A 25,725-nucleotide genomic window follows, 5' to 3' on the forward strand; every position below is an offset into this window, starting at 1 on the left:
AAACTCTCCAAGAAAGTTGATTAGCTCATTTGTTACGTTGGCTTAGTTTCTTAAAAGAAACTAAAATTTATTGTTTGTTTGCACGATTTTGTTTGTTTAGTTTTCAAAGAACAATTTCTCTATCGCTCAAAAGCGACTTTATTAATATATCACCCGCAAAACATAAAGTCAATAACTTTTTTCAAAGTTTTTTATGTCAGCAGCGACGTTTATTAATATACCAAGATACTTATTTATTGTCAACGGATATTCACAAAAAAAATTAAAGTTTTTCCTTACCCCTTTTTCCTATCCTTCTTTCCTCTTCTCATATACTTAAGACAATCATGTGGAGATGCCACCCTGCGAAAAAGGGTAAACAATACTTTATATCTCTCTTCCATTGCTCTCTTTACTATATGGTCGATTCGATCATCTCTTAAATCAAAAAGGATTTCATCCATTTCTCTTTTAATAAGGTATTCCATTTCTTTTACTTCTTTATCATTTATTAGAAATCCAAACATTGAATAACCTCCAACGAATTATCTAGTTATTGTAGTCATTTCCAATTATTGAGATTTTATTATAAGATTTTCTAATCATATTTTAAAAAAAGCCCGCATAGGTTGAGACAAGGACAGTATTGGACGAGGTGGGGACGATGAAATTCTTTTTTGTATTTAACGGGAAGTCTTTGAAGAACATTTCACTTATTTTAATTGCAGCATTTTTTACTGCATGGTTTCTCTACATAGAGAACCTTACACAAATTCCTGTCTTTTCAACAAAGGATGGTCCGAAAGCGATTTATAGAGGAGAAAAGGGTCTTGCACTTTCTTTTAATATTGGTTGGGGTGATGAAAAGGCAGAGCCTATTTTAGACACCTTAAAGAAGGAAAATGTAAAAGCAGCTACTTTCTTCTTAGCTGGGTCGTGGGCCGAGCGACACCCAGACCTTGTTAACCGAATCATAAAGGATGGCTACGAGATCGGTATTCTTGGTTACGAATACAAAGACTACAGGGACTTAGAAGATGTGAAAATTGGCCAAGATATCTCAAAAGCACAAGAAGCCTTCAGAAAACTAAATGTGAAAGATATTAAATTACTCCGCGCTCCAACCGGTCATTTTGATGAGCGGACTTTAAAAATTGCCAAAAGATACGGATACACAGTAGTCCATTGGAGCGTGGATTCAAAAGACTGGAATAATCCAGGGGTCCCAGTCATTGTTAAAAATGTAGGTAAAGCAGACAAAGGCGATATTGTTCTTCTTCATGCTTCCGATTCAGCAAAACAAACGGCAAAAGCATTGCCGTTGATTTTAAAGGATATCCGCCAAAAAGGGTTTAAACTTGTTTCCGTATCAGAAATGATCGCTAACGGAGAGGCCAGTTCAAAAGAAATTAGATAACACAAAAAAACCGTCCAACTTTTTAAATGGACGGCTTTTTTGTCTTTCTCTTATTTACGGGTTTATTACTTTGGGCTTGGCTTGCCCTTTTTTGTCTTTCCTGCTGTGATTGCATGTTTAATTTATGCAAAATCAAAAGTTGGTAAGCATTACATGCCATTAATGCAAACATCATGAGGTAAAGCCAGCTATGTTCATTTACACGAAGGACTGGTACCCACTCAACTAATGTAACCACAATCATAAAGAACATGGCAGGAATAAATGCATCGCGATTGGTCTGTTTTACTTTATACCACGCTGCCGCCAATGCAGCTGCTAACAGGATGATAGCTAGACCAAAGTACGGGAGAATAGAATCACCTGGGTCAGCAAAATTTTCGTATCGCAGATAAACTAAATCAAATAAACCAAAAAGAATAAGAACAATTTGAACAGCATTCCACAATGAAGCAGATTTAAAAATTCCTAAACCGAAGCGGTGAACTGTTAAATATGCAAAAAAGCCCATTTGGCTAATGACACTAAACAAAAAGCCCATGACAATTAACCAAATCAATGTCGACAAAATATCAATGAGTTTAAATTCAGTAAAATAGGGCTCAAACTCATTCCAGCGAACAATAAAGCCCACAATAGCCGTTGTGAGTCCGCCCACTAATAATGTGTTTAAAAATAATTTTACCCAATTACGGCTTGTCACACTATAAACCTCCAAAATACAAAAATAATCAACATTATGATTGTACCAAGCCAAATTTGAAAAATCCATAATTTATAATTCCATACGAATAATCTTTCACAAGTTAAAACATGCTAAACTTAAGGATTTTTATGTGAAAGGGGCTTATTAATGAAAGCAAAGAGCATATTGCGCCTCCTGCCCATCTTGGTGTTTCTGACAAGCTGTTCTGCCAATGAATCCAGCGGCGGAGGACAAGTTGATTACGAACAAACGAAAAAGATGGTTGTTGATATTCTTAAAACGGATGATGGGAAGAAAGCACTCCAAGAAGTAATGTCAAGTGATGGCATGAAGGAAAAGCTGGTAATGGATCAAAAAGTAGTCTCTGATACGATCCAGCAAACTCTCACATCAGATAAGGCAAAAGATTATTGGAAAGAAACGTTTAGTGATCCTAAATTCGCACAAAGCGTGTCAAAAAACTTAAAAGCTGAAAACAAAAAGTTACTAAAGGAATTAATGAATGACCCCGAATACAGAGGAATGATGATTGAGGTTTTTAAAGAGCCAGAAATTCAAAAAGAGATGGCAGATGCATTAAAAAGTAAAGAGTACCGGTCTCATCTACAGAAAGTCATCACAGAAACAGTAGATAGTCCCTTGTTTAAAGCAAAAATACAAGAATTACTCTTAAAGGCAGCAGAAGAGGCAAATAGCAAAGCCGCAAGTAAAAGCCAAAGCTCCGACCAAGACAGCGGCAGTAAATCCGACACAGGGGGCTGAAGCAAATTATTTATCTTAACCTCTACTATCTAAAAAAAGAGAAGCCTTTTCCAGAAGGAAAAGCTTCTCTTTTTGAGTTTATTTATTTTTTGGCTCTGTTAAATTTGTTTGTTGATTTCCGCTCCAGGCGCTCGCTTTCCGCGGGCGTGCCGGGGAGCCTCCTCGGCGCTTAAGCGCCTGTGGGGTCTCCCCTGCCCCGTACTCCCGCAGGAGTCGAGCGCCTTCCACTCCAATCAACGGACTATAAAAAACAACAATCTCGTTTAACAGAGCCTATTTTTTAAGTAAGGCCGTTACTTTTTCAGCGATTTCTAAATAAATTTTTCCAGTCTGATGGTCTTCTTGATAGATCGATGGAGCGAAGTCTTCTTCGTTCCAATCAGGCTGGTTAAGCGGTAAACGGCCAAGAACTTCCGTATTCAATTCCTCCGCTAATTTATCGCCTCCGCCTTGGCCAAATACATATTCCTTTTCACCGGTCAGCTTACTTTCAAAGTATGCCATGTTTTCAATGACACCAAGAACTTCATGGTCAGTTTTCAGTGCCATTGCTCCTGCACGTGCTGCAACAAAGGCAGCTGTCGGATGCGGAGTAGTAACAATAATTTCTTTACATGCCGGAAGCATAGTGTGAACGTCTAAAGCCACATCCCCAGTACCTGGTGGCAAATCTAATAATAGATAGTCGATATCGCCCCACTCTACTTCACTAAAGAAGCTGTTTAACATTTTCCCTAACATTGGGCCACGCCAAATAATTGGCGAATTGTCTTCAACAAAGAAGCCCATTGAAATGACTTGAACGCCAAAACGTTCTACAGGGATAATCTTTTCTCCTCTAACTACAGGTCTTTGTGTAATTCCCATCATATCAGGCACACTAAATCCATAAATATCGGCATCAATTAAGCCAACCTTTTTGCCTAGGCGTGCAAGAGCGACAGCCAGGTTCACTGACACTGTTGATTTACCAACACCGCCTTTTCCACTTGCAATCGCAATGAAGGTGGTTTTATTTGAATGAAGTAAGTTTGTATCATTACTTTCTGGTTCCGCATGACGATGTGCGGCTAATACTTCTTCAGGGAGTTCGCTAAAGCGGATTCCAACTGTTGCTGCACCAGCTTCTTTTAGCAAATTAACAATTTGTGTTTGTAATTGAAGCTGCTCCGCTGTACCAGTTTTCGCGATTGCCACTTTTACGCTGACATGGTTTTTTTCTTCTTTGATTTTTATTTCCACAATAGCATTTAATTCAGCTAATGTTTTATGTAAAAATGGTTCTTTAAGGCTGCCAAGAACCTCATAGATTCTTTCCTCTGTTAACATAAAAAAGCACCTCACATTTTGAATTCGTTTCCATCTCTCAGTATATCATAACCAAGTTAAGAAACAGTTAAATGAATCACACGTATTTTTAATGCTATCTGCTTTTTTTCAAAAAAAAGAGAAGGTGTTCTCCCACCTTCAATACTCTGGCTCGACGAGTTCTTTTTCATTCGTATAATAACGAGTGATTCCTTGATAGATGGAAACGGCAATTTTCTCCTGGTAGGAATCCTTTTTTAACTTTTCCTTTTCTGCAGGGTTGGACAAAAAGCCAACTTCAACTAGAACGCCAGGTTTCTTCGCATTTTTTAAAATATAGACGTTATTAATGGGCTTCGCTCTACGCGTCGTATTCTGTAAATTTGTCCGCAGCTCGTCTTGGATAAACTTGGCTGCTTCTGCATTTTCCTTATATTGTGGCGCATAGAAGGTTTGCGCCCCACTCCATCTCGAAGAAGGAATCGCATTTAAATGAATACTGACAAAAAAGTCATTATCACCCTCGTTAATCATTTTCAGTCTAGTTTTTAAATCTTCCACTTTTCTTCGACTGTAACCCCGTGTATCAGAAGCCGCTAAATCGGTATCTGTTTCTCTAGTCATAATCACAAGGGCTCCCTGCATTTGCAAGTAATCCCGAACTTTTTTGGTGATTTCAAGGGCAATGTCTTTTTCTAATGTTTGACCCGTTCCTGCGCCGCCATCTGGTCCGCCGTGGCCCGGGTCAAGCAAAATGATTTTTCCCGACAACGGAAGATTCCACGCACTCAACGAGTCATCTTCAACAAAGTCATATTGTAAAACGAAAAATAAGACAAATAAGCCTACAATAAAACTAATTATTTTCAGTCTGCGCTTTGACACCCCGATCATTCCTTCCCGCTCGTCCCTATTCTCTAAACGATATGTGACAAAGGGGGGATTTAGAACAGGAAGAAATGCTAGACCTTAGTGCAGGCGGAGCTTGTGACGTCTTTGCCCTTTTTCAAAGCCCTCTCTCCACCAGATATGGATATACTGCTCACATAGGTAATAAAGTGATTCACTCATGGCGCCTTCTTCCCCGCTTCCCCAATAAAGGAAAAAGTTATATAACGTATCAATAAGGTGTTTTTCTTCTCGGTAGCAGCGTTTTCGAACATCATCAAGGTTTTCGCCATGATAGCCAAACTTGCTATATTTTGCTCCCAATAAAAAGGATTCAAGAGCGATGTCATAGCAGGCTTCTTCAATTCCTGTATTCATGATGAGGCTGGAAACAATTTTTGTTGAACCAAAGTATTGTTGGACTCGTTCTTTTAATGTATTGATCGATAGTTCCCGGAGAACTGATCGTTCATATTTTATTTGTTTTTCACGTTTTTTTTCCTTAAAGGTCGTAATTACTGTCACTACTTTTCACCTCTTAGAACTATTCTTTATCTAGGGTTCAGAAGAAATGCAAAGTTTTAAGTTGCCAATTTTTATCGGGTGGATCTCTAAATTGTTAACAAAGAATTCAAACCATTATTATGTTGTTCTTTGTAAAATAAGAGGTGGTCCCCAAAAAATTGTGGAGAGGAAGTGGCACATGCCGCATTATAAGTCTCGTGTGAGGTCAAAGGAATTACGAGTTCTGAGTTCATTGAATGTACGAATGGAGCTGTCTTTCAAGGAAAAGCAGCGTCATGCTTACCTTGAAAAGGGATACCAGGGGGAAGTGTTCTTTGACCAGTTAACTTCGGAGTTAAAAAATGATTTATACATTTTAAATGATTTAGGCCTTGAACAGAATAAAACGTTTTTTCAAATTGATACATTAATTATTTCACAGCATACGATTTATCCATATGAAATAAAAAACTATGAGGGGGATTATCGATATGAATCAGGAAATTTCTACCCCAAATCATCAAAGGATGAAATTAGTAATCCTTTACATCAATTAAAACGAAGTAAGTTGATCCTTCATTCTTTACTTAAAGATCTTGGCTTTCACTTACCTATTGAAGGCAACGTAACCTTTGTAAACCCCAATTTCACCTTATATCAAGCCCCATTAAAAGAGCCAATTATTCACCCCACTCAACTAAACATTCTGATGAAAAGATTAAATGAGATTCCATCAAAACTAACAAACCGCCATAAAACGCTTGCTGATCAACTAATCTCATTGCACCAAACTGACAATCCTTTTACCCGTTATCCCCCTTATAACTTTGGTCAATTGAAAAAGGGGTTTATTTGTGGAAAGTGCCACTCGCTGATCATTCCTGGTGAGGGGAAGATGATGATTGTCTGTGGTACATGCGGCCACATGGAAACAGTCGATTCTGCTGTTTTACGGTGTGTGGAGGAATTAATGTTGCTTTTTCCTGGCATCAAAATTACAACTAATCTGGTTTTCGAATGGTGTGGGGTTGGGTCAAAAAAACAAATTAGTCGAATCCTTAAACAAAACTATACTTTGATGGGGTTTGGTCAATGGACTTATTATGAATAGATTTACCAAGGCAACTCTTTTTCCTACACAGAGGTAGGCGCGATTGACTACCCTATGTACTCTTTTTTTCGCTACATGGTCGTCAATAGCCCTTATTGTCTACCCTGGCGAATCTTTTTTCTCTTGCTCAGTCGTCAATCGCCTCTATTGTCTACCCCTAGGGACCTTTTTTTCCCCTGCTCAGTCGTCAATCGCCTCTATTGTCTACCCCTAGGGACCTTTTTTTCCCCTGCTCAGTCGTCAATCGCCTCTATTGTCTACCCCTAGGGACCTTTTTTCCCCTGCTCAGTCGTCAATCGCCTCTATTGTCTACCAAGACGAATCTTTTTTCTCTTGCTTAGTCGTCAATGACATCTCTAATCACTGGTTATTTCTTCAATTTCTCATCCTAAAGTTGTAGGAAAACTTCAAGCTTTTTTCCGAAGGCTGATTTTCAAGAACCCTGTATGCTTAAGACATTAAGAAACAAAGGGAGAGATAGATATGAATAATAAAGTTGTGATGATTACAGGAGCTTCTAAGGGATTAGGCAGAGCGTTGACATTAGCTTTTGCAAAGGAAGGAGCAAAACTGGCGATTTGCTCAAGGACACTAGAAAAACTCTTAATAGTGAAAGACGAAGCTCAAAAGTTAGGTGCTGAGGTTCTCGCGGTTACTGCGGATATTTCTAAATCACGGGATGTGGAACGATTCATCGCGATGACCGAGGAGGCATTTGGCCACATTGATGTCCTCATTAATAATGCATCTATCCTAGGCCCTAGCCCAATGCCTTTACTTCTCGATTACCCAGAAGAAGATTTTGCGGAAGTGCTGCGAGTAAATACTGTTTCCCCATTCCTTGTGACAAGAAGAGTCATTCCAGGGATGCTTGAGCGGAACGAAGGATCAATTATTAATGTAACTTCCGAAGCTGGGCATACGGGTTATGCAGGATGGGGCGCATACGGAATTTCTAAATTCGCGGTTGAAGGTCTCACTCAAACGTGGGCGGATGAATTAAAGGAGACAAATATAAGGGTAAACATGGTCGATCCCGGTGAAATGGACACTGATATGCATCAATCGGCCGTCCCCGACTGCGATTATCCAGTAGCTAAGCCGGAAGATGTCATCGAAATTTTTCTTTATCTAGCATCAGACAAGGCAGCAGCAATTAACGGCCAGCGCTTTGAGGCCCAAGCAGAGGAGGAATTGTGATGGCAACAAGAGCTTTAGATTTTTATCTGCCGGATGAATTAAATGCTTCCCTTCCCCCTGAAAAACGCGGTGTACGAAGGGACCTTGTCAGGATGCTGGTTCTCGACCGGACTACAGGAGAAATCAGGCATGATCAGTTTTTCCACTTAGCAGATTATCTCCAATCCGGGGACCTGCTTATTGCCAACAATAGTCGAACCATCCCTGCGGTTTTACACGCCAGTTGGATACGAAACAAGGATTCCGTCATGCCCAATGTAGAAGTGCGGCTGGCTAGACGATGCCGCCAAGATCTATGGGAGGCATTAATTGTTGCTGCTCCAGTCAAACCCGGTGATATGCTCGAATTTTCACCAGACTTGTCCGCAATGGTAATTGCCGAAAAAGGGAATTCCCCCTTAAAAATCATTGAATTTACGAAAAAAGGAACGGAATTATTTAATATGATATATTCCCTTGGTGAGCCAATCCGTTATGAATATATCGAGGAGCCATGGGACCTCGATTACTATCAAACCGTTTTTGCCAGTCATCCCGGTTCCGTAGAAATGCCCTCTGCAGGCAGAGCCTTTAGCTGGGAGTTAATTTTCAAATTGAAGCGACAGAACATCCAACTTGATTTTATTCAATTGCATACAGGATTGAGCTACTTACTTGATGATACCTATCATCAATCACCTGAGGAAAATATCGAGGAGTACCATATCTCTAGACAAACTATGGACCGAATTATCCAGACAAAAGCCGCTGGCAAACGTGTCATTGCGGTTGGCACCACCGTGGTTCGGGCTCTTGAAAGTGCTGCTAAAAATGGAGTCTTTTCGGGCACAACCAATCTCTATATTGACCAGCAATATCCTTTAAAAATAGCCGACGGAATCATTACAGGTCTTCATGAACCTCAAGCGAGCCACCTTGATATGCTGTCCGCCTTTGTATCAGAGCAGCATTTGCTTCAAGCATACAATCATGCCATCGAAGCGGGCTATTTATGGCATGAGTTTGGAGATATGAATTTAATCTTATAATCCGAGGAGGGACCAAACATGCGTTTCCACCATTATGGTCTTGAAGTCGATAATCTCGAGGAGTCTTTAACTTTCTACAAAAAGCACTTAGGACTTCAGGAAGAATGCCGAATCTTTTTCATGGGGGAAATAATTGTGTTCCTTACTGCTGGTGATTTCCGGCTGGAACTAATCTCCAATCAACTTGAAGAAAAAAATGTACATTTATGCTTTGAGGTAAATGATCTCAATGAAGCCCTAGAGATATTTAACTCCCATCAAAAAATCGAAGGGCCTTACAAGTTAGAAAACGGCTGGGAGACCATTTTCTATGAAGGGCCAAATAACACCGTTATTGAGTTTCTGCAAGTAAAGCCTATTCTATGAATTTCTGACATCATACTTCCATCCGATAAGCTATAATTACAGTAAATGCAGACAGTGGAGGAAAATAGAATGTCTGAGGAGAATAAAGATATTGGCATTTTAAAAGAAATTGCTGAGTTATTAAACGAAGGAACGGATACAAAGGACGTTTTATCTGGAGTACTGAAAAAACTCCTTCAAGTAACTGGTTTACAAACTGGATGGATTTTTTTAATGGATGAGCATGGTATGCATCACCTTGCAGCTGACGAATCTCTGCCCCCTGCTTTGGCAGCTAACCAAAAAGAAAGAATGTGCCAGGGTGGATGTTGGTGCGTCAATAAATACAACAATAAAAAATTAACTAAAGCAACGAACATTATGGAATGCAAGCGAATTGAAGAAGCAATCGAAGAACATGCTGGTGAAACTTGCGGGCTGACCCATCACGCCACCGTCCCTCTCGGAGCTGGAAATGAACGATTTGGGATTTTAAATGTTGGTTCGCCTTATAAGACACATTTCAAAAAGAATGAACTAGCTTTACTTGAAGCTGTTGCCTATCAAATCGGTACAGCGTTAAAGCGAATTAAACTTACTCAGCGGGAACAGGAAACCGCACTTGTTGCCGAGCGAAATCGGCTGGCAAGGGATCTTCATGATTCCGTTAATCAACTGTTATTTTCCCTCAGCTTAACAGCAAGGGCAGGAGTGGAAATGACTGAACAAGAAGATGTAAAACATACGTTCGGATATATAAAGGACTTAGCTCAGGAAGCTCTTGGAGAGATGCGAGCATTGATATGGCAGCTGCGGCCGCTTGGGTTAGAGAATGGCATCGTAAGCGCCTTAAGAAGTTATGCTGAAATGCTTGGCCTAACCATTCATACCGAGGTTACAGGAGCAGCGAGCATTCCTGGAAAGGTCGAGGAAGCATTGTGGCGTATCGGTCAGGAGGCGTTAGCCAATTGCAAGAAGCATTCCCAGATCACTGAGGTTGACTTGATGTTCCATGCCGCTAAGGACCACGTTGTGATGATCATCAACGATCAAGGCTGTGGCTTCCATTTTAAAGAAAATGTAGAAATCCCCACGCTCGGACTTAAAAATATGAGAACACGGACAGAATCACATAACGGACAATTTTTAATAAAGAGCAAACCAGGAAGCGGGACAGAAATAGAAATCCGTATTCCTTTTTAGAGAGGAGAATTCACATGAGTATACGCATTCTAATCGCTGATGATCATCACGTCGTCAGAAGAGGTCTTGTCTTTTTTCTTCGAACACAAAAAGACCTTGAAATTATCGGGGAAGCCTCCAATGGCAAAGAAGCCGTGAATCAAGCCCAGTTGTTAAAGCCAGATATTATTTTAATGGATCTCGTCATGCCGGAAATGGACGGAATCCAGGCAACAAAGATCATAAAAGAAAAGCAGCCCGAAATTAAAATTATGATGTTGACCAGTTTTTCCGACCAAGATCATGTCATTCCTGCGCTCGAAGCTGGTGCTTCCGGGTTCCAACTAAAAGATATTCAGCCTGATGAACTGGTCACTTCGATTAAAAAAATCATTAGCGGGGAAAACCAGCTTCACCCAAAGGCTACCTCACATTTACTGGCCAACTTGTCTAATAAAAGTAAACAAGAAAAGAACTTACTCGAGGAATTAACGAAAAGAGAGTTAGATGTGTTAAAAGAAATCGCGAAAGGAAAAAGCAATAAAGAAATTGCTGCCGCATTATTTATTACCGAGAAGACGGTTAAAACTCATGTATCGAATATTTTAGCAAAGCTTGAGCTGGCAGACAGGACACAAGCCGCCCTTTTTGCAGTTAAAAACCAACTAGTCAACTAATGCGGATGCTGGGAAGAACTCAAACCTGTTTTGTTTGAAAATTAATTGCAATGAATTGAGCAATATCTTTATCATTTTATACACGCCTTTAATAGGATGAATTAAGCTTATTAAGGATGTGTTTTTAGTGGAACAAATACCTTACCAAATTCCATCTTATTTTTTAGAAATGAAAAAAGCTGATCTAAAAGATCTTAGGAAAGATATTTGGAGCGACACCCCTGTTCCTGCCATTTTACGGGTGGGAGATACCCTCAATAATGTTGCTATTTGCTACCGCGGCTCCTATACCCGGGAATTCCGTAAAAGATCTTATATGATCAAGTTCTTGGAACCAAAGACTTTTACTGATGCCCATGTCATTCACCTTAATGCCGAGTACAGAGATCCCTCACTCTTTCGCAACAAACTTTCTCTCGACTTTTTTGAGGATATAGGTGTCTTATCTCCTGAAAGTCAACATGTCAATTTAATAAGGAATGGCTCTTTAAAAGGGGTGTATCTACAATTAGAATCCGTGGATGAAATGTTCTTAAGAAGAAGAGGGCTCCCTTTAGGCCCGATTTTTTATGCCGTAGGTAGTGGCGCCAACTTTTCACTATATAAAAAAAATGGCAAACGTAAGACTTCTCTTACTTCAGGCTACCAAAAAGCCTATGGGAATGAATCCGATTATAAATACCTCATTGAACTAGTAAAACAAGTCAATAGCATACCACTCTCCGACTTCCCCCGGACCATTTTCAACCTAATTGATATAAAAAAATACGCACGGTGGCTGGCATGCGCGGTTTGCACCATGAATAATGATGGATTCACCCATAACTATGCCCTATACCGTAACAGCGAAACAGAGTTATTTGAGTTCATTCCTTGGGATTATGATGGCACCTGGGGCCGGAAAATTAGCGGCGGTATTATGGAGGTTGATTATGTTCCTATTGGTGGCAAAAAAACCAACCAACTTTCTATTCTGTTGCTGCAAGTACCTGAATTTCGCACACTTTACAGAAGTATTTTAGAAGAAATCTTGGAAACTAAGTTCACAGTTCCATATATAACAAATAAAGTTACTTCCCTGCATCAAGCTTTAAAGCCGCATATCCTGCAAGATCCATATAAAAAGAAGGATATCGAATTATTTGATGGGGAACCGGAAGTGATTTTTCAATTCATTCGTGACAGATCTGCCTATTTGAAAAAGAGACTCAAGTATTTAGACTCATAGCTAGGTTGGTTATATCGGAAAAAACTATATCCCCAGGCAAAAAAAGACCTTCAACCAAAATTGGTTGAGGGTCTTTTAAAGTTCCAAAATTAACGTTTTGAGAACTGAGGCGCACGACGAGCACCTTTAAGACCGTATTTTTTATACCCTTTCATTTATACATCAGATTTAACTAATTTACTCAAATAATTAACTGACATAGTTGGCCATGCCTGAAAAATAGTTGTTTATATTAGTACAAGCGCCGTATCTAAAAAGGGACGTTTTTTATAGAATACAGTATAAAGAAACGAAGGAGGTGATTATGAATGCCGAAACTACCAAATCCCCACAGCCATAGCGGAAGCGACAGCGACAGCCACAGCAACAGCCACAGCAACAGCCACAGCAACAGCAACAGCAACAGCAACAGCCACCACACAAGTTGTCCGTGCCCTGATGAGTGTTGTACTACAGCAACTGTAAACCTTACTGCTCAGGGGAATGTTAGCGCTGTTTCAGCTAACCTACTTGCTATTCTTGCAGATTGCAGTATTACTATAGGTAATACCCCAGCAACTCAACCAACATTCGAAGCTGTATTCACATGCTTATGTAATGCAGGTTTGCGTTTTGTAACTATCTTTACAAGAGCTGGTGTTCCAGGAGGAGTAGCTCTATTCGTATTCTGCGACTAGTTTAACAGCAGGGAGAGCCAAGGGTATGAACCCTTGGTTTTCCTTAGCATTTTTAAATTTTTGACACGGAATGATTATCAAAAGACATCCGCGATTGGACGAAGAGACTTTCGATAGGAAAACCTGTATCCAAGAATCCTAAGAAAGGATGTATCGATTTGAAAAACGATAAAACAAATCTACCAGTATATTCCTTGTTCATTCGTCGCTGGGATCTTAGAGAGCTGAATTACAAGTTAAGACCCTTCGATGATCCAGTTCCTGCTAAATTATTCATTGAGGATATGAATTTTGATATATCCACAAAATTCCGGGGTAACTACACAAGAAAACTGCGTAAAAGATCCTACTTTATTAAGTTAAAAAGACTTCAAACCTTTAATGGAGCCCGAGAGTTTCATCTCAATGCTGAATATAAAGATCCATCCTCCATTCGCAATAAACTATCACTTGATTTGTTTCAATCCTTTGGTGTTCTGTCTCCGGACTCCCAGCATGTTCAATTGTTTTTAAATGGCAACTATGAGGGAGTCTATTTACAACTGGAGTCTGTAGATGACTTATTTTTAGAAAAGAGGGGTCTCCCTTACGGACCAATTTACTATGCCGTAAAAACTGATGCCAACTTTTCACTAGATAGTCATAAAACGAAGGCTCCAAAAGAATCTTTGCTGATGGGGTACCAGCGTAAAATCGGAATGGCTGAGGATGACAAATTTTTAATTGAACTCATCCAAAAAATTAACACGACTTCACTTGAAGAATTTGAGCATGAGATTCCAAAATACCTTGCTGTGGAAAAGTACCTTCGCTGGCTGGCTGTGGCGGTCTGCACCCAAAACCATGACGGTTTTCTAAAAAACTATACACTTTATCGCAGTTCCAAAACGGGCTTATTTGAAATTATTCCTTGGGACTATGATGGGACATTTGGCCGAGAATGGAATGGGGAGGCCATTGAACCTGATTCACTCTGTATTAAAGGGAAAAATCATTTAACTAAAAAGCTGTTAGAAATTCCTGCATTCAGAAAGCAGTACCGGGAACTGATGGATGAGCTGCTTAGTACGCTTTTCACCCCCGCTTACCTCGAACCAATCATTTCATCTCTCATGGAGTCCATTCGCCCTCATCTTCTATTTAGCGATCCTAGTCAATTGGAAACGTTTGATGGAGAAAAGGAAGTTATGATTACGTTTATAAAGGAAAGAAGACAATACTTACAAGCTAATTTAAAGCTCTTAGAATAAAGGCCCAGTCATATTGGTTGGGACCTTTAAAATGCTTGATACCTCCATGATAGGTCACCTGTTAAGTAAGTTTCGCGTCAGAAATACTTATAGCTATGATTGGTGTCCAAAATGTGGTCAAAAGCAATATTTAGTAATAAAAAAGACCCCCAACCAAATTGGTTGGGAGCCTTTGAAAGTTCCAAAATTAACGTTTTGAGAACTGAGGCGCACGACGAGCACCTTTAAGACCGTATTTTTTACGTTCTTTCATACGTGGATCACGAGTTAATAATCCAGCGCGCTTTAATGTTGGACGGAATTCAGGGTCAGCTTGTAATAATGCACGAGCAACACCATGACGGATTGCTCCAGCTTGACCAGTGTATCCACCACCGCTTACGTTTACAAGAACATCGTAGCTTCCAACAGTTTCAGTAGCTACTAATGGTTGTCTTACAACAACACGTAACGCTTCAAATGGGATATAATCTTCGATTTCACGACCATTAACAATAATTTTACCTGTGCCTGGTACTAAACGCACACGTGCGACAGAACTCTTACGGCGACCTGTACCGATATATTGAACTTGTGCCAAGTTAATTCCCTCCCTCTTTATTAACCGCGAAGTTCGTAAACTTCAGGTTGTTGTGCTTGGTGCGGATGTTCGCTGCCAGCATAAACGTGTAATTTTTTAATCATTTGACGGCCAAGAGAATTCTTTGGAAGCATACCTTTAACAGCAAGCTCGATCATTTTCTCAGCATAGTTAGTACGCATTTCTAGAGCAGTTCTTTGTTTTAAACCACCTGGGTGATTTGTGTGACGGTAGTAAATCTTGTCAGTTAATTTCTTACCAGTAAGTTCTACTTTAGAAGCGTTAAGAATGATTACATTATCACCAGTGTCAACATGTGGTGTAAAAGTTGGTTTGTTTTTACCACGTAAAATTGATGCTACTTCAGAAGCAAGACGTCCAAGAGTTTTGCCCTCAGCATCAATTACGTACCATTTACGCTCGATAGTGTTGGCATTTGCCATAAACGTTGTACGCATGAGTTTCCCTCCTAATTTAAATCCATAAAAGATTATTGTTTTCGCACTTTCAAAGCAATTAGAGTTCGATTCTGTTCCGGGAATGAACATCTACTACCCTTGTGCGGTTAAGTTTGTATTCATATATTTTCAATCACGATGAAGACTTTCCGGGGCTTTATCGTGGGATTAAAAACACGCACATATAATATAATAAATTCTTCAGCTCTATATGTCAAGAAAATGTTACACCAGGTTCGGTTGTATTACTAAATTTTATTCATAAAATACTTCCCAAAGGTATAATCCGTGGCCAGGAGCAGTTTTTCCAGCGGACGTCCGGTCTTTCTGCTCCAGTATAATTGGGATATCCTCGGGGCTGCGATCACCAGATCCAACTTCTAATAAAGTTCCCACTAAAATGCGAACCATATTATACAAAAAGCCATTTCCAACAAAACGGATCGTCAATAACTCATTCTCTTGTGAAAAATCAATCGATTTAATCGTTCGGACTTTATCTTCCACTTCAGTTCTTGCGGCACAAAAACTAGTAAAGTTATGGGTACCTAGGAAAAAGTTACTTGCCTGTTCCATCGAATTCAAATCTAATACATATGGATATTGATAAGCAAATTTCCGCAAAAAGGGATCCCTATTTGAAGATAAATGAAGCTTGTAGCGGTATTCCTTCCCTTTTGCGTCAAAACGGGCATGAAACGACTTATCCACCTCAACAGTGGAAAGAACAGAAATATCATCTGGAAGGAGTGAATTTAACGCTCTTCCCCATTTTTCCTCCGGAATATGGAGCGGTGAATCAAAATGAACGACCTGTCCTTTTGCATGTACACCCGCATCTGTTCGTCCAGAAGCAAAGACCTTCATTGGTTCACCCTTATGCATTTTTGTTAACACAGATTCAAAAACAGACTGCACAGTCCGCATATTAGGCTGAACCTGATAACCGGAAAATCCTGAACCATCATAGGAAATGATACATTTATACCTTGGCATAGCTTCGCTCCATTATGAACGTAATAAGAATAACAAAATAGTTACAAGAACTAAAAGGACCATCTGAAGGGAATCAGCTTTTTTCCAGGATAACTCCCGATACTTTGTTCGTCCTTCCCCACCTCGATAGCCTCTAGCTTCCATCGCAATTGCTAATTCCTCTGCCCGTTTAAATGAACTGACAAACAAAGGGATTAGCAGTGGAACGACGGCTTTGATCCGCTCCATAAAAGGTCCGCTCGCAAACTCTACGCCTCTGGCGATTTGCGCCTTCATAATTTTATCCGTTTCCTGCATAAGCGTGGGAATGAATCGCAGTGAAATTGACATCATTAACGCCATCTCATGAACAGGGAAACGAACTTTATTTAAAGGATGTAGAAGTGTTTCCAGACCATCCGTAATTTCAATCGGAGTGGTTGTCAGTGTTAACAAAGACGTCATAAGAATTAAAAAGAAGAATCGTAAGGAAATAAAAATCCCTTGTCTTAACCCTTCCTCATAAATCTTGACTGGCCCTAGTTCATATAAAAGGGCACCTTCTTTTGTAAAAAACAACTGTAGAATAAATGTAAAAAGGACGAGCCAAATAACTGGCTTCAACCCACCATACAGAAAGCGTACAGGGACTCGCGACAATCCGAGCATAAAAAAAGTATAAATACCAATAAGTGCATAGGTTACCACATTATTTGCTAGAAAAATAATACAGACAAAAAGAAAGATAATCATTATTTTAGAACGAGGATCCATCTTATGAAGAACCGAATCGGCCGGGACATAGCGCCCAAAAATCATTTTATCCATCATAAGCGAACACCTCTACTTAACACCTTAGTGACAGCAGCAGACAGTTCATCAATGGTTAGGAACATTTTCTCTAATTTAATACCTAATTTGTCCTCAAGTTTCAGTTGAAACCGAACCACTTCGGGTACATCAAGTCCCATTTTAACCAGTTCAACCGGTGCTGAGAAAATCTCTTCCGGTGTCCCTCTTTGAACAACCTTGCCTTGCTGCATAATGACAATTTGGTCTGCATATCTTGCAGCATCCTCCATACTATGTGTGACAAGTATGGTAGAAAGCTTTTTTTCTTTATGAAGATCGTAAAACATATCCATGACCTCTTTACGGCCTCTAGGGTCTAACCCTGCAGTAGGCTCGTCCAGGACAATAACATCGGGTTCCATAGCGAGTACACCTGCAATGGCCACGCGCCGCATTTGGCCCCCAGAGAGATCAAATGGGGATTTTTGAAGGACTTCTTCACCTAAGCCCACTTGATGTAAGGCAATCCGTGCCCGTTCCTTTGCATCACTCTCAGAAACGCCAAAATTCATGGGCCCAAACATAATGTCCTTTTCAACCGTTTCTTCGAACAATTGATGTTCAGGGAATTGAAAAACAATCCCAACTTTTTGACGGATCTTCTTCAAATTCTTATTTTTTTGCCCAGCCTTTATTTCGTAATCACCAATCGTGACTGATCCTTTTGTTGGCTGCAAAAGTGCATTTAAATGCTGGAGGACGGTGGACTTTCCTGAGCCAGTATGACCAATTATAGCCATATACACCCCTGTCGGAATATCAATCGATACGTCAGCAATAGCCAATCGTTCAAAAGGAGTATTTGCTTGATACCGATAATCTACGTGCTTGAGCGAGATGTCCATAACTCTGTCACCAACTCTTCTTCCGATAAATAGTGTCTCGATAGTCCAATACCATTGTCCCTTAACGATTTCGTCATTTTTACTGAAAAAGGAATATCCAAACCTAATTGAACTAATTGTTCATCCATGGAGAAAATTTCTTCAGGTATCCCTTCACGAAAAACTTCCCCTTTATTCATCACAATAATCCGATCCGCCTTGGCTGCCTCATCTAAGTCATGTGTAATTGAGATAACGGTTAAAGACTTCTCTTCTTTTAATAATCGAACCGTCTCCAATACCTCTTCTCGACCCTTTGGATCAAGCATCGATGTTGCCTCATCCAATATGATAATCGAGGGCCTTAGTGCAAGAACACCAGCTATCGCCACACGCTGTTTTTGGCCTCCAGAAAGATGGTGGGGCTCTTGATGTAGAAACTTATCCATTTTGACCCTCTTTAACGAATCCTCGACTCTTTTAACCATTTCGTCTCTAGGTATACCATTATTTTCTAAACCAAAAGCCACATCATCCTGTACAGTCGTACCAACAAATTGATTATCAGGATTTTGAAAGACCATCCCAATTTTTTTACGGATATCCCAGATTGTTTGTTCGTCAAGCTTAATACCACAAACATGTATTTCACCCGCTTGAGGGAATTGTAAACCATTTAGTAGTTTTGCCATTGTCGACTTCCCGGAACCATTATGACCGACGATTGCCAGCCATTCTCCCTCATATATGTCAAAGGAGACATTATTTAGAGCATAGCGTTCTTGTGTATCGTATTGAAAAGATATTCCATCAAGAGTCACAATTGGATTTTTCATCAGGATATGCCTCCTCTCAGCTAGACTATTCTCTGCTCATATTTCTTGTACATATAAAAAAAAGCCTGCACCTCGTCCCTATGCAGTAACGACATATCTGCAAAAAAGGAATTTCATAAAAGAAATGGGAGGAGGTGCATGAGCTAGACGAGTCGTAATTCAAATCACACATCCACAGATGCGGCAGAATAAAAGCTGTATTAAATCTGTCCACCAAAGGAAGACGATCAAACTTTTTTATTTCTCCAACTAGTTGGAGTTACGCTCATCGTAACACTCTTTTGGGCTCGGGTCTAACATGATATAGAGTTCATTTACAGAAAAAGGGCAAAGAACAAGTTTGTTACAAAACTGTCCAGCGCCCTTGTTGTCTGTTGATTACTATTAAACTAACTCGATAATAACCATTGGTGCACCGTCACCGCGGCGTGGTCCAAGTTTCATAATACGAGTATATCCACCTTGACGCTCAGTATAACGTGGAGCGATATCAGCGAAAAGTTTTTGTAATGCACTTGTATTGTTTTCAGCATCAGCAACTTCGTTACGTACATATGAAGCAGCTTGACGACGAGCATGTAAATCACCGCGTTTACCTAAAGTGATCATTTTTTCAACAGTCACACGAATTTCTTTCGCACGAGTTTCTGTTGTTTCAATGCGCTCGTTGATAATTAAATCTGTAGTTAAATCACGTAGCATAGCTTTACGCTGTGCACTTGTGCGTCCTAACTTTCTGTATGCCATGAAGGGTTCCCTCCTTTGTTGAAGTCATAAGTCGGATATTTAGCTAACGATAGACTAGTCGTCTTTACGTAAGCCTAATCCAAGCTCTTCTAGTTTTGCCTTCACTTCTTCAAGTGATTTACGGCCTAAGTTACGAACTTTCATCATATCTTCTTCAGTCTTATTAGCTAGTTCCTGAACAGTGTTGATTCCAGCACGCTTTAAACAGTTATAAGAACGAACAGAAAGATCGAGTTCCTCAATAGTCATTTCAAGAACTTTTTCCTTTTGATCTTCTTCTTTTTCTATCATAATTTCTGCATTTTGAGCTTCATCGGTTAAACCTACGAATATATTCAAATGCTCAGTCAAAATTTTCGAACCAAGAGCGATTGCTTCTTTTGGTCCAGTGCTTCCATCTGTCCACACATCAAGTGTCAATTTATCAAAATTAGACATTTGGCCAACACGTGTATTTTCTACATGAAACATTACACGTGATACAGGTGTAAAGATAGAATCAATTGGAATCACACCAATAGGCTGGTCTTCTCTTTTGTTTTGAACAGCTGGAGTGTAACCACGTCCACGTTTTGCTGTTAAACGCATGCGAAGATGACCATTTGACGCTAAAGTTGCAATATGAAGATCTGGATTTAACACCTCAACATCACTATCGTGAGTGATATTGCCTGCTAAAACAGGTCCCTCGCCTTGCACATCAAATTCTAGCGTCTTCTCTTCATCAGAGTAGATTTTTAAAGCTAGTTTTTTAATGTTTAAAATGATGGATGTTACATCCTCCACGACGCCTTCAATTGTTGAGAACTCATGAAGTACCCCATCGATTTGAATCGATGTAACCGCGGCACCTGGGAGTGAAGATAATAGGATACGACGTAAGGAGTTACCCAAAGTGGTACCATATCCACGCTCAAGTGGCTCTACGATAAATTTGCCGTACTTGGCATCGTCGTTGATCTCAATCGTTTCGATTTTTGGTTTTTCTATTTCGATCATCAAATAACCCTCCTTCAAAACGTCGAAACTTCAAATTAGCTTGTGTACTAATTAAAGTCCCCATGTATAGGTTCCCGTTTTGTGCACAACAACTGGAATAAATCTTCTGTAAGAGTGCAAAAAATTAATATCATATCCCATTATAGACATATGATACAAAATCTATACAGAAAAATTAAACACGACGACGTTTTGGTGGACGGCATCCATTATGAGGAACAGGTGTAACATCTTTGATCGCAGTTACTTCAAGACCCGCAGCTTGAAGAGCACGGATTGCTGCTTCACGTCCTGCACCAGGTCCTTTAACAGTAACTTCAAGAGTTTTCATACCATGTTCAATAGATGTCTTAGCTGCAGTTTCAGCCGCCATTTGTGCAGCAAATGGTGTAGATTTACGAGAACCTCTAAATCCAAGCGCACCAGCACTTGACCATGAAATTGCATTACCATGTACATCAGTAATAGTTACAATCGTATTGTTAAAAGTTGAACGAATATGAGCAATACCAGCTTCAATATTCTTTTTAACACGACGTTTACGTGTATTTGTTTTACGTGCCATTTAAATTACCTCCTTTACCGATTACTTCTTCTTGTTCGCTACAGTCTTACGAGGACCTTTGCGAGTACGAGCGTTGTTTTTCGTATTTTGTCCACGAACTGGTAAACCACGACGATGACGTAATCCGCGGTAGCAGCCGATTTCCATTAAACGCTTAATGTTAAGAGAAATTTCACGGCGAAGGTCACCTTCAACTTTTAATTTGTCGATGATGTCACGGATTTTGTTTAATTCGTCTTCTGTTAAATCACGTACACGTGTATCTTCAGAAACACCAGCATCTGCTAGTACTTTTTGTGCAGTATTTTTACCAATTCCATAAATGTAAGTTAAAGAGATAACTACACGTTTTTCACGTGGAATATCTACACCAGCAATACGTGCCATATTAAAGCGCACCTCCTTCAAAATTAACCTTGTTTTTGTTTATGTTTAGGGTTTTCACAGATAACCATAACTTTTCCGCGTCTACGGATAACTTTACACTTTTCGCAGATGGGTTTAACAGATGGTCTTACTTTCATTATTATCCTAACCTCCTTAGTAGTACGGAGTGCAAGCATTATTTAAAGCGGTAAGTAATTCTTCCGCGTGTTAAGTCATATGGAGAAAGCTCAACAGTCACTTTGTCACCCGGAAGGATCCGAATGAAATGCATTCGTATTTTACCAGAAACATGCGCTAGCACGGTATGACCATTTTCTAATTCTACCTTAAACATTGCATTCGGCAATGTTTCAATGACTTTACCTTCAATTTCAATTACATCATCTTTGGCCATCGATCTCGTCTCCCTTCTCAATTCAAAAATTGTGAATTCAATACAATACAACTCTTCTTATTCGTACACAAATAGCAACCTTATAATATTAACATATTGTTCTTCTTCTGTCCGCAAGTAAATTCTACATAATTAGGAATAAATTAATTCCACATGTAAGTCTTGCCCAACTCTCGGTCCTACATACTCCGTACAATAGAAAAGCGATTTGCTTTCACATATTTTTGAATCTTAGTGAAGAGATGGTCGAGAGTCGTTCGTACAGATTTACTTATGGTCATTAATGTAATTCCCCAAGTAATTGCTCGATATCAGCGAATACCTTGTTAATATCCTGCTGACCATCGATTGTACGAAGATATCCTTTAATTTCATAAAAAGTTAATAATGGTTCTTGTTGTTTGATATTTACGTCTAATCGATTTTGAACAGTTTCTGCATTATCATCCGCTCTTTGGTATAACTCTCCGCCGCAGCGATCGCATACACCCTCTTGTTTAGGAGGGTTAAACTCTAAATGATAAGTAGATCCACATTCTTTACAAATTCGACGTCCAGTCAAACGAGCCATTAATAATTCTTTATCAACATTAATATTAATTACATAGTTGATTGTTTTATTTAAATCAACTAATAGATTTTCCAACGCCTCTGCTTGAGGTACAGTTCTAGGGAAACCATCTAAAAGAAAACCTTTTTGACAATCTTCCTTGCTTAAACGCTCACGAACAATGCCGATTGTTACTTCATCAGGAACAAGTTCGCCTTTATCCATGAATGATTTCGCTTGTAAACCTAGTTCTGTTCCTTCTTTCATCGCTGCACGGAACATATCGCCAGTGGAGATATGAGGGATGCCGTATTGCTCGACGATTCTTTCAGCTTGAGTACCTTTACCGGCACCTGGAAGCCCCATTAATACTAAATTCACACGTGTTCCCCCCTCGTGCTTTAAATGGGTTTTAGGGAGCTTGGGCCCCTAAAACCTTACTTAATAAATCCTTTATAATGACGTTTAACTAATTGTGCTTCTAGCTGCTTCATCGTATCAAGTGCAACACCGACGACGATTAACAAACTAGTTCCACCAATTTGAGCTGATTGCGGAAGGTTTGCTATTGAAATAAATAACATTGGCAATACCGCAATGACAGCAAGGAAGATCGCACCAACAAAAGTTAAACGATATAAGACACGCGTTAAGTATTCTTGCGTACTCTTTCCTGGACGAATTCCAGGAATATATCCGCTTTGCTTTTGTAAATTCTCCGCTGCTTGTTCAGGGTTAACTTGAATAAAAGCATAGAAATAAGTGAACGCGATAATTAATGCCGCATATAAAGTCATCCCGATTGGATGAGAATAATCAAAGACCTTAGTAATCCAAAGTGTTACATCATTCGTTGGGAAGAATGAGGCAACCGTTCTAGGCGTTACAATAAATGAAACGGCAAAGATAACAGGAATAACACCTGCAGCATTAACTTTTAATGGCATGTGTGTGGATTGTCCTCCAACTGGATTACGTCCAGCAACTACGCGTTTTGCATATTGAATAGGTATCTTACGATTTGCTTGTTGGATAAAGATAACCCCAACTATGATAGCAATAACCGCTAGAGCGATTAGAATTACCGTAACAATCCGTAAGAATAATGCTTCCCCAGCATTCTCAAATTGTTGTACATAAATTTGATTAATAGTGGATGGCATACCAGCAACGATCCCGGCAAAGATGATAATAGAAATCCCATTACCAACACCTTTTTCAGTAATCTGTTCCCCTAACCACATTAAAAATGAAGTACCAGCTGTTAAAACAACCGCAATCAATAAATAAGTACCAATTCCAGGATTTTCAATCAACTGACCGCTAGCTAAGTTATTAAAACCGTAGGACATACCTAATGCTTGGATAAACCCAAGAACGACAGTAAAATAACGAGTTAATTGGGCAATCTTACGACGGCCTGATTCACCTTGCTTTGACCATTCTGTAAATTTCGGTACAACATCCATTTGAAGAAGTTGAATAATGATTGAAGCTGTAATGTATGGCATGATACCCATTGCAAAGATGGAGAATTGTTTTAATGCTCCACCGCCAAAAGTATTTAATATACCGAACACACTTAGCTTATCTTGGTTAGCTAGTACATCAGCATTTACATTGGGTACTGGGATAAATGTACCTAACCGAAATACGACTAACATTAAAAGGGTGAATATGATCTTACGTCTTATCTCACCCACGCGCATAAAATTGGAGAATGTCTGGAACATTAGATCACCTCAGTGTTTCCACCAGCAGCTTCGATAGCTTCCTTAGCAGCAGAGGAGAATTTGTGAGCTTTTACAGTCAACTTTTTCTCTAGTGTCCCTTTTGCAAGAATCTTGATTCCTGCTTTTTCGTTACTTACAACGCCTGATTCGATAAGAAGTTCTGGAGTAACTTCTGTACCTTCAACAAAGCGGTTTAAAGCATCAAGATTTACAATAGCATATTCCTTACGGCTGATGTTTGTAAATCCACGTTTTGGTAAACGACGGTATAAAGGTGTTTGACCACCCTCAAAACCTACACGTACACCGCCACCAGAACGAGCATTTTGACCTTTGTGACCTTTACCAGCAGTTTTACCTTGACCAGATCCGATACCACGTCCTAAACGCTTGCGCTCTTTACGAGAACCTTCAGCAGGCTTTAATTCATGAAGTTTCATATTGGCACCTCCTTATGAAAGAAAACAATTAATTATTGTTCTTTTACTGTAACAAGGTGAGCAACTTTGGTAATCATACCGCGAATAGCAGCGTTATCTGGGTGCTCAACTGTTTGATTTAATTTACGTAATCCAAGAGCTTTAACTGTTTCGCGTTGATCGCCTGGGCGGCCAATCAAGCTGCGAGTGAGGGTAACTGATAGTTTGTTCGCCATTTTATTTCCCCCCGTATCCTAACAGTTCTTCTACTGATTTACCACGTAGTTTTGCTACGTCTTCAGCACGTTTTAATTGTTTTAAACCGTCAATTGTAGCACGAACCATATTAATTGGAGTGTTTGTTCCTAATGATTTAGAAAGAATGTCAGCAACTCCGCCTAATTCTAGTACGGCACGAACTGGTCCACCAGCGATAACTCCTGTACCTTCAGAAGCAGGTTTTAGAAGGATTTCACCAGCACCAAAACGTCCAATTACTTGGTGAGGAATGGTTGTTCCAACCATTGGTACTTCGACTAAGTTTTTCTTTGCATCTTCGATGGCTTTACGAATAGCATCAGGTACTTCTTGAGCTTTACCAGTACCGAAACCAACGTGGCCGTTTTTATCGCCTACAACAACAAGGGCTGTGAAGCGGAAACGACGTCCACCTTTAACAACTTTCGCAACACGGTTAACCGTGACTACGCGTTCTTCTAGTTCAAGTTTGTTTGGATCAATACGACGCATCTTTTTGTGTCCCTCCTTTGTCTATTAGAATTGTAAGCCGTTTTCACGGGCAGCATCAGCTAATGCTTGAATACGTCCATGGTATAGGTATCCGCCACGGTCAAAGACAATAGAAGTGATACCTTTTTCTACAGCACGTTTAGCGACTAATTCTCCGACCTTTTGTGCAGCCTCAACGTTGTTTGTAGATTCTAAACCAAAGTCTTTATCTAAAGTAGAAGCACTTGCTAAAGTTACTCCGTTAATGTCATCAATTACTTGAGCATAAATATGTTTGTTAGAACGAAACACATTTAGACGTGGACGAGCAGAAGTACCGCTAAGTTTCGCACGAACACGAGCGTGTCTTTTCTTGCGAGTAGCGTTTTTATCTTGCTTCGTAATCATTTACGTC

General features: G+C 39.7%; 34 protein-coding genes. 10 read left to right on the forward strand and 24 right to left on the reverse strand.

All coding sequences use genetic code 11. The features are described 5' to 3' along the window. Window positions 1-275: 275 nt before the first annotated feature. Window positions 276-506 carry a hypothetical protein gene (locus FS608_RS26370; RefSeq protein ID WP_144555541.1) on the reverse strand — a complete coding sequence of 77 codons (231 nt, stop codon included), beginning with the start codon at window positions 504-506 and terminating at the stop codon, window positions 276-278. A gap of 137 nt (window positions 507-643) precedes the next feature. Here FS608_RS26370 and pdaB point away from each other — a divergent pair, with 137 nt between their 5' ends. Continuing rightward, window positions 644-1,396 carry a polysaccharide deacetylase family sporulation protein PdaB gene (pdaB, locus tag FS608_RS26375; protein WP_144555542.1) on the forward strand — a complete coding sequence of 251 codons (753 nt, stop codon included), beginning with the start codon at window positions 644-646 and terminating at the stop codon, window positions 1,394-1,396. Between the two features lie 22 nt (window positions 1,397-1,418). Here pdaB and FS608_RS26380 read toward each other — a convergent pair whose 3' ends face one another. Next, the gene (locus FS608_RS26380) at window positions 1,419-2,099 is read right to left on the reverse strand and encodes a KinB-signaling pathway activation protein (protein WP_144555543.1); all 681 of its coding nucleotides are present in this window, start codon (window positions 2,097-2,099) and stop codon (window positions 1,419-1,421) included. Window positions 2,100-2,249: 150 nt separating this feature from the next. Here FS608_RS26380 and gerD point away from each other — a divergent pair, with 150 nt between their 5' ends. Further along, window positions 2,250-2,864 carry a spore germination lipoprotein GerD gene (gene gerD, locus FS608_RS26385; protein ID WP_186328908.1) on the forward strand — a complete coding sequence of 205 codons (615 nt, stop codon included), beginning with the start codon at window positions 2,250-2,252 and terminating at the stop codon, window positions 2,862-2,864. Between the two features lie 78 nt (window positions 2,865-2,942). On the opposite strand, the gene FS608_RS30970 is transcribed toward gerD, so the two are convergent. The 4 genes from FS608_RS30970 to FS608_RS26400 form a co-directional block, all read right to left on the reverse strand. Then, on the reverse strand, window positions 2,943-3,101 hold the full coding sequence (locus tag FS608_RS30970; RefSeq protein ID WP_222127411.1) for a hypothetical protein: 159 nt from the start codon (window positions 3,099-3,101) through the stop codon (window positions 2,943-2,945). A 36-nt stretch (window positions 3,102-3,137) separates the two neighbouring features. After that, window positions 3,138-4,193, reverse strand: coding sequence for an Mrp/NBP35 family ATP-binding protein (locus FS608_RS26390; RefSeq protein ID WP_144555544.1), 1,056 nt, complete (start codon window positions 4,191-4,193; stop codon window positions 3,138-3,140). A gap of 138 nt (window positions 4,194-4,331) precedes the next feature. Next, window positions 4,332-5,057: an N-acetylmuramoyl-L-alanine amidase CwlD gene (cwlD, locus tag FS608_RS26395; RefSeq protein WP_313958746.1), complete on the reverse strand. Its 726-nt coding sequence runs from the start codon at window positions 5,055-5,057 to the stop codon at window positions 4,332-4,334. A gap of 84 nt (window positions 5,058-5,141) precedes the next feature. Next, window positions 5,142-5,585 carry a YbaK family protein gene (locus FS608_RS26400; protein ID WP_144555546.1) on the reverse strand — a complete coding sequence of 148 codons (444 nt, stop codon included), beginning with the start codon at window positions 5,583-5,585 and terminating at the stop codon, window positions 5,142-5,144. Window positions 5,586-5,763: 178 nt separating this feature from the next. On the opposite strand from FS608_RS26400, the gene FS608_RS26405 reads away from it, so the two are divergent. From FS608_RS26405 to FS608_RS26440, 8 genes are all read left to right on the forward strand, one after another. Beyond that, window positions 5,764-6,675: a nuclease-related domain-containing protein gene (locus FS608_RS26405; RefSeq protein WP_144555547.1), complete on the forward strand. Its 912-nt coding sequence runs from the start codon at window positions 5,764-5,766 to the stop codon at window positions 6,673-6,675. A 483-nt stretch (window positions 6,676-7,158) separates the two neighbouring features. Then, window positions 7,159-7,875, forward strand: coding sequence for an SDR family NAD(P)-dependent oxidoreductase (locus FS608_RS26410; RefSeq protein ID WP_144555548.1), 717 nt, complete (start codon window positions 7,159-7,161; stop codon window positions 7,873-7,875). Continuing rightward, the gene (locus FS608_RS26415) at window positions 7,875-8,903 is read left to right on the forward strand and encodes an S-adenosylmethionine:tRNA ribosyltransferase-isomerase (RefSeq protein ID WP_144555549.1); all 1,029 of its coding nucleotides are present in this window, start codon (window positions 7,875-7,877) and stop codon (window positions 8,901-8,903) included. The genes FS608_RS26410 and FS608_RS26415 overlap by 1 nt, the downstream gene beginning before the upstream one ends. An 18-nt stretch (window positions 8,904-8,921) precedes the next feature. Continuing rightward, complete coding sequence (locus FS608_RS26420; RefSeq protein ID WP_144555550.1) at window positions 8,922-9,269, forward strand: VOC family protein; 348 nt, start codon at window positions 8,922-8,924, stop codon at window positions 9,267-9,269. A gap of 69 nt (window positions 9,270-9,338) precedes the next feature. Beyond that, entirely contained in the window at window positions 9,339-10,451 is a 1,113-nt protein-coding gene (locus tag FS608_RS26425; RefSeq protein WP_144555551.1) for a GAF domain-containing sensor histidine kinase, read from the forward strand. 14 nt (window positions 10,452-10,465) lie between these two features. Next, complete coding sequence (locus FS608_RS26430; RefSeq protein WP_144555552.1) at window positions 10,466-11,107, forward strand: response regulator; 642 nt, start codon at window positions 10,466-10,468, stop codon at window positions 11,105-11,107. Between the two features lie 169 nt (window positions 11,108-11,276). Beyond that, complete coding sequence (locus FS608_RS26435) at window positions 11,277-12,335, forward strand: CotH kinase family protein (protein WP_144555592.1); 1,059 nt, start codon at window positions 11,277-11,279, stop codon at window positions 12,333-12,335. Between the two features lie 835 nt (window positions 12,336-13,170). Further along, window positions 13,171-14,262 carry a CotH kinase family protein gene (locus FS608_RS26440; protein WP_144555553.1) on the forward strand — a complete coding sequence of 364 codons (1,092 nt, stop codon included), beginning with the start codon at window positions 13,171-13,173 and terminating at the stop codon, window positions 14,260-14,262. Window positions 14,263-14,449: 187 nt separating this feature from the next. Here the strand turns inward: FS608_RS26440 and rpsI are convergent, their stop codons facing one another. From rpsI to rplR, 18 genes are all read right to left on the reverse strand, one after another. Further along, entirely contained in the window at window positions 14,450-14,842 is a 393-nt protein-coding gene (gene rpsI, locus FS608_RS26445; RefSeq protein WP_026565721.1) for a 30S ribosomal protein S9, read from the reverse strand. A 20-nt stretch (window positions 14,843-14,862) separates the two neighbouring features. After that, entirely contained in the window at window positions 14,863-15,300 is a 438-nt protein-coding gene (gene rplM, locus FS608_RS26450) for a 50S ribosomal protein L13 (RefSeq protein ID WP_026565722.1), read from the reverse strand. 255 nt (window positions 15,301-15,555) lie between these two features. Continuing rightward, complete coding sequence (gene truA / locus FS608_RS26455; protein ID WP_144555554.1) at window positions 15,556-16,296, reverse strand: tRNA pseudouridine(38-40) synthase TruA; 741 nt, start codon at window positions 16,294-16,296, stop codon at window positions 15,556-15,558. A 12-nt stretch (window positions 16,297-16,308) separates the two neighbouring features. Further along, window positions 16,309-17,106 (reverse strand): energy-coupling factor transporter transmembrane component T family protein, encoded by a 798-nt coding sequence (locus FS608_RS26460; RefSeq protein ID WP_144555555.1) that lies wholly within the window; start codon window positions 17,104-17,106, stop codon window positions 16,309-16,311. Further along, window positions 17,103-17,972, reverse strand: a complete 870-nt coding sequence (locus FS608_RS26465; RefSeq protein ID WP_144555556.1) for an energy-coupling factor ABC transporter ATP-binding protein — start codon at window positions 17,970-17,972, stop codon at window positions 17,103-17,105. The genes FS608_RS26460 and FS608_RS26465 overlap by 4 nt, the downstream gene beginning before the upstream one ends. Beyond that, entirely contained in the window at window positions 17,948-18,787 is an 840-nt protein-coding gene (locus FS608_RS26470; RefSeq protein ID WP_144555557.1) for an energy-coupling factor ABC transporter ATP-binding protein, read from the reverse strand. The genes FS608_RS26465 and FS608_RS26470 overlap by 25 nt, the downstream gene beginning before the upstream one ends. Window positions 18,788-19,171: 384 nt before the next feature. Next, window positions 19,172-19,534, reverse strand: a complete 363-nt coding sequence (gene rplQ, locus FS608_RS26475; RefSeq protein ID WP_026565727.1) for a 50S ribosomal protein L17 — start codon at window positions 19,532-19,534, stop codon at window positions 19,172-19,174. 54 nt (window positions 19,535-19,588) lie between these two features. Next, window positions 19,589-20,533, reverse strand: coding sequence for a DNA-directed RNA polymerase subunit alpha (locus tag FS608_RS26480; RefSeq protein ID WP_098573648.1), 945 nt, complete (start codon window positions 20,531-20,533; stop codon window positions 19,589-19,591). A gap of 175 nt (window positions 20,534-20,708) precedes the next feature. Continuing rightward, entirely contained in the window at window positions 20,709-21,098 is a 390-nt protein-coding gene (gene rpsK, locus FS608_RS26485; protein WP_075689916.1) for a 30S ribosomal protein S11, read from the reverse strand. Window positions 21,099-21,119: 21 nt separating this feature from the next. Beyond that, window positions 21,120-21,485, reverse strand: a complete 366-nt coding sequence (gene rpsM, locus FS608_RS26490) for a 30S ribosomal protein S13 (protein ID WP_090767670.1) — start codon at window positions 21,483-21,485, stop codon at window positions 21,120-21,122. A 23-nt stretch (window positions 21,486-21,508) separates the two neighbouring features. Then, window positions 21,509-21,622 carry a 50S ribosomal protein L36 gene (gene rpmJ, locus FS608_RS26495; RefSeq protein WP_000868344.1) on the reverse strand — a complete coding sequence of 38 codons (114 nt, stop codon included), beginning with the start codon at window positions 21,620-21,622 and terminating at the stop codon, window positions 21,509-21,511. 38 nt (window positions 21,623-21,660) lie between these two features. Then, window positions 21,661-21,879, reverse strand: coding sequence for a translation initiation factor IF-1 (gene infA, locus FS608_RS26500; protein WP_007085268.1), 219 nt, complete (start codon window positions 21,877-21,879; stop codon window positions 21,661-21,663). A gap of 280 nt (window positions 21,880-22,159) precedes the next feature. Then, window positions 22,160-22,810, reverse strand: a complete 651-nt coding sequence (locus tag FS608_RS26505) for an adenylate kinase (protein WP_144555558.1) — start codon at window positions 22,808-22,810, stop codon at window positions 22,160-22,162. A gap of 56 nt (window positions 22,811-22,866) precedes the next feature. Next, window positions 22,867-24,162, reverse strand: a complete 1,296-nt coding sequence (gene secY / locus FS608_RS26510; RefSeq protein WP_144555559.1) for a preprotein translocase subunit SecY — start codon at window positions 24,160-24,162, stop codon at window positions 22,867-22,869. Further along, window positions 24,162-24,602, reverse strand: a complete 441-nt coding sequence (gene rplO / locus FS608_RS26515; RefSeq protein ID WP_144555560.1) for a 50S ribosomal protein L15 — start codon at window positions 24,600-24,602, stop codon at window positions 24,162-24,164. The genes secY and rplO overlap by 1 nt, the downstream gene beginning before the upstream one ends. A gap of 32 nt (window positions 24,603-24,634) precedes the next feature. Beyond that, window positions 24,635-24,817, reverse strand: a complete 183-nt coding sequence (rpmD, locus tag FS608_RS26520) for a 50S ribosomal protein L30 (protein WP_026565539.1) — start codon at window positions 24,815-24,817, stop codon at window positions 24,635-24,637. Window position 24,818: 1 nt separating this feature from the next. Next, a complete protein-coding gene (rpsE, locus tag FS608_RS26525) occupies window positions 24,819-25,331 on the reverse strand; it encodes a 30S ribosomal protein S5 (RefSeq protein ID WP_026565538.1) in 513 nt (170 codons plus the stop codon). Window positions 25,332-25,355: 24 nt separating this feature from the next. Further along, window positions 25,356-25,718 (reverse strand): 50S ribosomal protein L18, encoded by a 363-nt coding sequence (gene rplR, locus FS608_RS26530; protein ID WP_098573661.1) that lies wholly within the window; start codon window positions 25,716-25,718, stop codon window positions 25,356-25,358. Between the last annotated feature and the right edge of the window lie 7 nt (window positions 25,719-25,725).

This window comes from Bacillus sp. X1(2014) (genome assembly GCF_007678255.1).

Bases quoted from the DNA above. Each gene is read 5' to 3' on its own strand.
- FS608_RS26370 (WP_144555541.1), bottom strand. From the start codon at position 506: ATGTTTGGATTTCTAATAAATGATAAAGAAGTAAAAGAAATGGAATAC.
- pdaB (WP_144555542.1), top strand. From the start codon at position 644: ATGAAATTCTTTTTTGTATTTAACGGGAAGTCTTTGAAGAACATTTCA.
- gerD (WP_186328908.1), top strand. From the start codon at position 2,250: ATGAAAGCAAAGAGCATATTGCGCCTCCTGCCCATCTTGGTGTTTCTG.
- FS608_RS26390 (WP_144555544.1), bottom strand. From the start codon at position 4,193: ATGTTAACAGAGGAAAGAATCTATGAGGTTCTTGGCAGCCTTAAAGAA.
- FS608_RS26405 (WP_144555547.1), top strand. From the start codon at position 5,764: ATGCCGCATTATAAGTCTCGTGTGAGGTCAAAGGAATTACGAGTTCTG.
- FS608_RS26410 (WP_144555548.1), top strand. From the start codon at position 7,159: ATGAATAATAAAGTTGTGATGATTACAGGAGCTTCTAAGGGATTAGGC.
- FS608_RS26415 (WP_144555549.1), top strand. From the start codon at position 7,875: ATGGCAACAAGAGCTTTAGATTTTTATCTGCCGGATGAATTAAATGCT.
- FS608_RS26420 (WP_144555550.1), top strand. From the start codon at position 8,922: ATGCGTTTCCACCATTATGGTCTTGAAGTCGATAATCTCGAGGAGTCT.
- FS608_RS26425 (WP_144555551.1), top strand. From the start codon at position 9,339: ATGTCTGAGGAGAATAAAGATATTGGCATTTTAAAAGAAATTGCTGAG.
- FS608_RS26430 (WP_144555552.1), top strand. From the start codon at position 10,466: ATGAGTATACGCATTCTAATCGCTGATGATCATCACGTCGTCAGAAGA.
- FS608_RS26435 (WP_144555592.1), top strand. From the start codon at position 11,277: ATGAAAAAAGCTGATCTAAAAGATCTTAGGAAAGATATTTGGAGCGAC.
- rplM (WP_026565722.1), bottom strand. From the start codon at position 15,300: ATGCGTACAACGTTTATGGCAAATGCCAACACTATCGAGCGTAAATGG.
- truA (WP_144555554.1), bottom strand. From the start codon at position 16,296: ATGCCAAGGTATAAATGTATCATTTCCTATGATGGTTCAGGATTTTCC.
- FS608_RS26460 (WP_144555555.1), bottom strand. From the start codon at position 17,106: ATGATGGATAAAATGATTTTTGGGCGCTATGTCCCGGCCGATTCGGTT.
- FS608_RS26465 (WP_144555556.1), bottom strand. From the start codon at position 17,972: ATGGACATCTCGCTCAAGCACGTAGATTATCGGTATCAAGCAAATACT.
- FS608_RS26470 (WP_144555557.1), bottom strand. From the start codon at position 18,787: ATGAAAAATCCAATTGTGACTCTTGATGGAATATCTTTTCAATACGAT.
- rplQ (WP_026565727.1), bottom strand. From the start codon at position 19,534: ATGGCATACAGAAAGTTAGGACGCACAAGTGCACAGCGTAAAGCTATG.
- FS608_RS26480 (WP_098573648.1), bottom strand. From the start codon at position 20,533: ATGATCGAAATAGAAAAACCAAAAATCGAAACGATTGAGATCAACGAC.
- rpsK (WP_075689916.1), bottom strand. From the start codon at position 21,098: ATGGCACGTAAAACAAATACACGTAAACGTCGTGTTAAAAAGAATATT.
- rpsM (WP_090767670.1), bottom strand. From the start codon at position 21,485: ATGGCACGTATTGCTGGTGTAGATATTCCACGTGAAAAACGTGTAGTT.
- rpmJ (WP_000868344.1), bottom strand. From the start codon at position 21,622: ATGAAAGTAAGACCATCTGTTAAACCCATCTGCGAAAAGTGTAAAGTT.
- infA (WP_007085268.1), bottom strand. From the start codon at position 21,879: ATGGCCAAAGATGATGTAATTGAAATTGAAGGTAAAGTCATTGAAACA.
- secY (WP_144555559.1), bottom strand. From the start codon at position 24,162: ATGTTCCAGACATTCTCCAATTTTATGCGCGTGGGTGAGATAAGACGT.
- rplO (WP_144555560.1), bottom strand. From the start codon at position 24,602: ATGAAACTTCATGAATTAAAGCCTGCTGAAGGTTCTCGTAAAGAGCGC.
- rpmD (WP_026565539.1), bottom strand. From the start codon at position 24,817: ATGGCGAACAAACTATCAGTTACCCTCACTCGCAGCTTGATTGGCCGC.
- rpsE (WP_026565538.1), bottom strand. From the start codon at position 25,331: ATGCGTCGTATTGATCCAAACAAACTTGAACTAGAAGAACGCGTAGTC.
- rplR (WP_098573661.1), bottom strand. From the start codon at position 25,718: ATGATTACGAAGCAAGATAAAAACGCTACTCGCAAGAAAAGACACGCT.